Here is a 6,434-nt window from a genome sequence, read left to right as displayed (position 1 = left end):
ACCCTGGACAAGGACGACAACCCACTGAAAAACGCCCCGCACACCGCGGCGGAGTTGGTCGGCGAGTGGTCGCATCCGTATAGCCGTGAGCAGGCGGTTTATCCGGTTGCCTCGCTGATCGAAGGCAAGTACTGGCCGCCGGTCGGTCGTGTCGACAACGTCTTCGGCGATCGCAACCTGGTCTGCGCCTGCCCGTCGATCGAAAGCTACGCTTAAACCAACAGGGGGCGGGTTTACTCGCCCCTATCAAGCACACCACACCCCCTGTAGGAGCTGCCGCAGGCTGCGATCTTTTGATCTTGATCTTGAAAAAAACAAGATCAAAAGATCGCTGCCTGCGGCAGCTCCTACACAAAGCATCTCCCGTGAAACGCCTATAACAAGAAACCGGAGAACAACCATGTCGTTAAGCGTGTTCGACCTGTTCAAGATTGGCATTGGCCCCTCCAGCTCCCACACCGTCGGCCCGATGCGCGCAGCCGCACGTTTCGCCGAAGGTTTGCGCCGTGAAGGGCTGCTCACCGCGACCGCTTGCGTCAAAGTCGAGCTGTACGGCTCACTCGGCGCCACCGGTAAAGGCCACGGCAGCGACAAGGCTGTGTTGCTCGGCCTGGAAGGCGAACACCCGGACACCGTGGATACCGAAACCGTCGCCGCTCGCCTGCACGAAATTCGCGGCAATGGTCGTTTGAACCTGCTCGGCGAACACAGCATTGCGTTCAATGAGAAAGAACACCTGGCGATGATTCGCAAGCCCTTGGCTTATCACCCCAACGGCATGATCTTTCGCGCCTTCGACACCGCGGGTTTGCAAATCCGCAGCCGCGAGTACTATTCGGTCGGCGGTGGTTTTGTCGTCGATGAAGACGCTGCCGGCGCCGACCGTATCGTCGAAGACGCTACCCCCCTGACCTTCCCGTTCAAAAGCGCCAAGGACCTGCTGGGTCACTGCACCACCTACGGCTTGTCCATCAGCCAGGTGATGCTGACCAACGAAAGCGCCTGGCGCCCGGAAGCGGAAACCCGCGCCGGCCTGCTGAAGATCTGGCAAGTGATGCAGGACTGCGTCGCCGCCGGTTGCCGCAACGAAGGCATCCTGCCCGGAGGCCTGAAGGTCAAGCGCCGGGCAGCCGCGCTGCATCGGCAATTGTGCAAGAACCCCGAATCGTCACTGCGCGATCCGCTGTCGGTACTGGACTGGGTCAACTTGTACGCCCTGGCGGTCAACGAAGAAAACGCCAACGGCGGACGCGTGGTAACTGCTCCGACCAACGGCGCGGCCGGGATCATCCCGGCGGTACTGCATTACTACATGCGCTTCATCCCCGGCGCGAACGATGACGGGGTGGTGCGCTTTCTGCTGACAGCCGCGGCCATTGGCATTCTGTACAAGGAAAATGCCTCGATCTCGGGCGCCGAAGTCGGCTGCCAGGGCGAAGTCGGTGTGGCCTGTTCAATGGCGGCGGGAGCCCTTTGCGAGGTGCTTGGCGGCACCGTGCAGCAAGTGGAAAACGCTGCGGAAATCGGCATGGAACATAACCTCGGGCTGACCTGCGACCCGATTGGCGGGCTGGTGCAAGTGCCTTGCATCGAGCGCAACGCCATGGGCTCGGTCAAGGCCATCAATGCCGTGCGCATGGCCATGCGCGGCGATGGGCAGCACTTCGTGTCCCTCGACAAGGTCATCCGCACCATGCGCCAAACCGGCGCCGACATGAAAAGCAAATACAAGGAAACCGCCCGTGGCGGTTTGGCGGTCAACATTATCGAGTGCTGATGCGCGCTCATCTTCACACTTCTCCAGGAGCTGAATATGTCCACCGAACAACTGTTGAAAACGCCGTTGCACGCCCTGCACGTCGAATTGGGCGCGCGCATGGTGCCGTTCGCCGGCTATGACATGCCGGTGCAGTACCCGCTGGGCGTGATGAAAGAACACCAGCACACCCGCGAGCAGGCCGGCCTGTTCGATGTCTCGCACATGGGCCAGATTCGCCTGACCGGCGCCAATGCCGCCAAGGCACTGGAAACTCTGGTGCCAGTGGACATCGTCGACTTGCCGGTGGGCATGCAGCGCTACGCGATGTTCACCAACGAGACCGGTGGCATCCTTGACGACCTGATGGTCGCCAACCTGGGTAACGACGAACTGTTTTTGGTGGTCAACGCCGCCTGCAAGGACCAGGACCTGGCCCACCTGCGCAAGCACATCGGTGACCAGTGCACCATCGAGCCCCTGTTCGAAGAACGCGCCCTGCTCGCCCTGCAAGGTCCTGCCGCGGTGACCGTACTGGCACGTCTGGCGCCAGAAGTGGCAAAGATGACCTTCATGCAGTTCGCCCCCGTGAAACTGCTGGGCGTCGACTGCTTTGTCAGCCGCTCGGGTTACACCGGTGAAGACGGTTTCGAAATCTCGGTACCGGCCGCCAACGCCGAAGCCCTGGCCCGGGCCTTGCTGGCCGAGCCTGAAGTAGCGGCCATCGGCCTCGGCGCACGCGACTCCCTGCGCCTGGAAGCCGGCCTGTGCCTGTACGGCCATGACATGAACACCGACACCAGCCCGATCGAAGCCAGCCTGTTATGGGCCATCTCCAAGCCGCGTCGTGCCGATGGCGCGCGCGCCGGTGGCTTCCCTGGCGCAGAAAGTGTGTTCGCACAACAACAAACCGGTGTTACCCGTAAGCGCGTTGGCCTGCTACCGCAGGAACGCACACCTGTGCGCGAAGGTGCTGAAATCGTCAACGAAGCAGGCGAGATCATCGGCAGCGTCTGCAGCGGCGGCTTTGGACCGACCTTGGGTGGCCCTTTGGCCATGGGTTACCTGGACAGCGCCTACACCGCCATCGATACGCCGGTATGGGCAATCGTTCGTGGGAAAAAGGTGCCTTTGCTTGTAAGCAAAATGCCATTTGTTCCACAACGCTACTATCGCGGTTGATTGACTGTTCCTATAAGTAACGCGGTTGTGCTTACACTGCACTAATGTGTAACGCAACCGCCATAAAATAGTGCATCGTTTGGCTCTTAGCTTCGATTATGAACTTTGCTTATAACGATCGAAAACATCTGAACACCGTCAACGCATACGCCCGCGCTAGTTGTCAGTGGTGTCAGCAACCTGAGCAAATCCGGGGCCTCCAAAGGGGCTTGTTTTTTCTCCCGAAGTTGGCGTAGAGTTTGTTCACTGTGTTTGCATGGGTCGCTTGGAATCGTGACCTGGGCAGTAGCCTACAAGTTAGCTACATCCCGTTCGACGTCTTCTTACTCTCCTGCAACCAGCCCCAGTACTCTTTCATGAGAAAGAGACTGTCATTAATTTTTTGCGTCAAAGGAAATAAGAAATGTCCCAACGTCAGAGCGGTACCGTCAAGTGGTTTAACGACGAAAAAGGTTTTGGTTTTATCACACCTGAAAGCGGTCCGGATCTGTTCGTGCATTTCCGCGCCATCCAGGGCAACGGTTTCAAGAGCCTGAAAGAAGGCCAGAAAGTGACCTTCATCGCTGTGCAGGGCCAGAAAGGCATGCAGGCTGACGAAGTACAAGCAGAAGCTTAATCTTCTGTAACGAAAAAGCCCCTGATGCTGACATCAGGGGCTTTTTTGTGCGCGTAAATCCGTAAAATGGCTTCTTTTGCGCCCAGAGGCTGCCATGTCGAAACACCTGCTCAAACCCCAGGGCGACTTTCCCGCCGTCGGCCTGGGTCGTCGCCTGGCAGCAATGTTCTATGATTTCCTGCTGTGCACCGCCCTGCTGATCGTCACCAGCGGCGTCTACAAGATGATCCAGATGGCGATCATCGGCGAAGAGAAAATGCGCACCCTGACCGAAGCTGGCGCGCTGGACGGCGATCCACTGCTTTCAACAGTGCTGCTGTTCGTGCTGTTCGGCTTCTTCGCCAAGTTCTGGACCTATTCAGGCCAGACCCTGGGGATGCAGGTGTGGTGCGTACGGGTACAGAATGCCGATGGCTCATCCATCAGCCTGTGGCAGGCGCTGTTGCGCTTTGTAGTGGCGATCGCGTCGTTGCTGTGCGTAGGCCTGGGGTTCTTCTGGTCGCTGTTCGACAAGCAGAAGCGCAGCTGGCATGACATGTATTCCAACACCCAGCTGGTGCGGGTCCCGAAGAAGAACAAATAATTCAGCCATACGAAAACCACTGTGGGAGCGAGCCTGCTCGCGAAAGCGGTGTGTCAGTCACTATCAACTTTGACTGTTACACCGTCTTCGCGAGCAGGCTCGCTCCCACAAGTTTTTTTTACTGAATGAGAGACCTCAGGCGTTGCCGGCCAGCTTCATCCGCGCCGCCTGGGTAAAGTCCAGCATGCGCTTGAGCGGCCGAATCGCCTGCGGAATCAACGCCGGATCAACAAAGATCTCGTTCGTCCCTTCCTTCAAGCTCTTGAGCGTGCGCTCAAGGGTATTCATCGCCATCCAGGGGCAATGCGCGCAACTGCGGCATGCCGCGCCGTTACCGGCCGTTGGCGCTTCGATAAAGACCTTGTCCGGGCACAGCTGCTGCATCTTGTAGAAGATACCGCGATCGGTAGCGACGATCAGGGTCTTGTTGGGCAGGCTCTGTGCCGCCGCGATCAACTGGCTGGTAGACCCGACGGCATCCGCCAGCTCGATCACCGAGGTCGGCGACTCCGGGTGTACCAGGATCGCTGCATCCGGATACAGCGCCTTCATGTCTTCGAGCTGCTTGGACTTGAATTCTTCGTGAACGATGCAGGCACCGTCCCATAGCAGCATGTCGGCACCGGTCTGACGCTGGATGTAAGTACCCAGGTGCTTGTCCGGCCCCCAGATGATGGTTTCACCGTTATCCATCAGGCTTTCGACGATTTCCAGCGCGCAGCTTGAAGTCACCACCCAGTCCGCGCGGGCTTTGACCGCCGCCGAGGTATTGGCGTAGACCACCACCGTACGCTCCGGGTGCTGGTCACAGAACGCGGAAAACTCATCGACGGGGCAACCAAGGTCCAGCGAGCAAGTCGCTTCCAGGGTCGGCATCAGGATGCGTTTTTCGGGGTTGAGGATCTTGGCTGTCTCGCCCATGAACTTCACACCGGCGACCACCACCGTCTTGGCCGGGTGGGCGTTGCCGAAGCGGGCCATCTCCAGCGAGTCGGAAACACAGCCTCCGGTCTCTTCGGCCAGGGCCTGAATCACCGGATCGCAATAGAAGTGCGCCACCAGCACCGCGTCCTGAGCCTTGAGCTCGGCAGCGATGGCGGCACGATAATAAGCTTCCTCATCGGCGGTCAGCGGCTTGGGCTGCTTGGCGTCGAGGTGGGCTTGAACCAGAAGGCGTTCGGAAATCTGCGTCATGTTCGCAAGACCTGCAGGCGCATTCGCGCGAAAGTCGAGTATACACCCGGCTCCGGACCCAACAGGGTACCGCCGGGAAAGTGAGTATTGATCAGGCACGGACAGCGTTGAAGCTGCGCAAGGCTACAGAATATCGGCAGGATGCAAAAGATGATTCTGACCTGCGCCCTGCAGTGCAGCAAAGGAACAGGCGAGCGTTAAATCGCAGGCAAAAAAAAACCCGGAAATCCTCACTTGCGTGGGCCTTCCGGATTTTCTAAACCGCCAAAAATGGTGGGTCGTGTGGGATTCGAACCTACGACCAATTGGTTAAAAGCCAACTGCTCTACCAACTGAGCTAACGACCCGCTGTGTGGTGGCGCGTATAATACTGATTTTTAAGGACTATTCAACACCTATTTTAAAATAATTCAAAAATAAGGTGTTGGGTCGCTGATTCCGGCTGCCGCAAAGCCTTCTGCGCGCAGTCGGCAGCTGTCGCACTTGCCGCAGGCACGGCCGTTATCGTCGGCCTGGTAGCAGGAAACGGTCAGGCCGTAGTTCACGCCAAGCTTCACACCTGCCTGGACGATCTGTGCCTTGCTGAGGTTTTGCAGCGGCGCCTGAATCCGGAAGCCATTGCCTTCCACGCCTGCCTTGGTCGCCAGATTGGCCATGCGCTCGAACGATTCGATGAACTCGGGACGGCAATCCGGGTAACCGGAGTAATCCACCGCGTTGACGCCGATGAAGATATCCCGCGCACCGAGCACTTCCGCCCAGCCCAACGCCAGGGACAGGAATACCGTGTTACGCGCAGGCACGTAAGTCACCGGAATGCCCTCGCCCAACTCTTCCGGGATATCGATGCTGGTGTCGGTCAGCGCCGAGCCGCCCATTCCGTTCAGGTTAAGGCCGATGACCTTGTGCTCGACCACACCCAGGTCGCGGGCAACGCGTTCGGCGGCGTACAGTTCGGCGTGAGAGCGCTGGCCGTAGTCGAAGCTCATGGTGTAGCAGCTATAGCCTTCGGCACGCGCCATGGCCACGACGGTTGCCGAGTCCAGGCCACCGGACAACAGGATGACCGCGCGTTTTTCGGCAGTGTTGAGTGGTTCAGTCAT

The 6,434-nt window shown here is 58.8% G+C and carries 7 protein-coding genes and 1 tRNA gene; 5 read left to right on the top strand and 3 right to left on the bottom strand.

The genetic code is table 11. The features are described 5' to 3' along the window. From AC3WWR_RS26930 to AC3WWR_RS26910, 5 genes are all read left to right on the top strand, one after another. The coding region (locus AC3WWR_RS26930) for a hypothetical protein (protein WP_492599206.1) at window positions 1–216 on the top strand (216 nt) is incomplete at its 5' end. Window positions 217–400: 184 nt separating this feature from the next. Further along, window positions 401–1,777 (top strand): L-serine ammonia-lyase, encoded by a 1,377-nt coding sequence (locus AC3WWR_RS26925; RefSeq protein WP_020798448.1) that lies wholly within the window; start codon window positions 401–403, stop codon window positions 1,775–1,777. 36 nt (window positions 1,778–1,813) lie between these two features. Beyond that, window positions 1,814–2,938, top strand: coding sequence for a glycine cleavage system aminomethyltransferase GcvT (gene gcvT, locus AC3WWR_RS26920; RefSeq protein ID WP_033041496.1), 1,125 nt, complete (start codon window positions 1,814–1,816; stop codon window positions 2,936–2,938). Window positions 2,939–3,341: 403 nt separating this feature from the next. Continuing rightward, window positions 3,342–3,554, top strand: coding sequence for a cold-shock protein (locus AC3WWR_RS26915; RefSeq protein ID WP_007977299.1), 213 nt, complete (start codon window positions 3,342–3,344; stop codon window positions 3,552–3,554). 94 nt (window positions 3,555–3,648) lie between these two features. Then, window positions 3,649–4,137, top strand: a complete 489-nt coding sequence (locus AC3WWR_RS26910; protein ID WP_020798450.1) for an RDD family protein — start codon at window positions 3,649–3,651, stop codon at window positions 4,135–4,137. Between the two features lie 135 nt (window positions 4,138–4,272). Here the strand turns inward: AC3WWR_RS26910 and nadA are convergent, their stop codons facing one another. From nadA to queC, 3 genes are all read right to left on the bottom strand, one after another. Beyond that, window positions 4,273–5,331: a quinolinate synthase NadA gene (nadA, locus tag AC3WWR_RS26905; RefSeq protein ID WP_008054654.1), complete on the bottom strand. Its 1,059-nt coding sequence runs from the start codon at window positions 5,329–5,331 to the stop codon at window positions 4,273–4,275. Between the two features lie 271 nt (window positions 5,332–5,602). Beyond that, window positions 5,603–5,678: transfer RNA gene (locus tag AC3WWR_RS26900), tRNA-Lys, on the bottom strand. A gap of 63 nt (window positions 5,679–5,741) precedes the next feature. Continuing rightward, window positions 5,742–6,434, bottom strand: coding sequence for a 7-cyano-7-deazaguanine synthase QueC (gene queC, locus AC3WWR_RS26895; protein ID WP_020798451.1), 693 nt, complete (start codon window positions 6,432–6,434; stop codon window positions 5,742–5,744).

This window comes from Pseudomonas sp. EB271-G4-1, from assembly GCF_058791355.1.
Note: the sequence above shows the minus strand (reverse complement) of the source record. Positions and strands in the feature narration are given on the sequence as shown.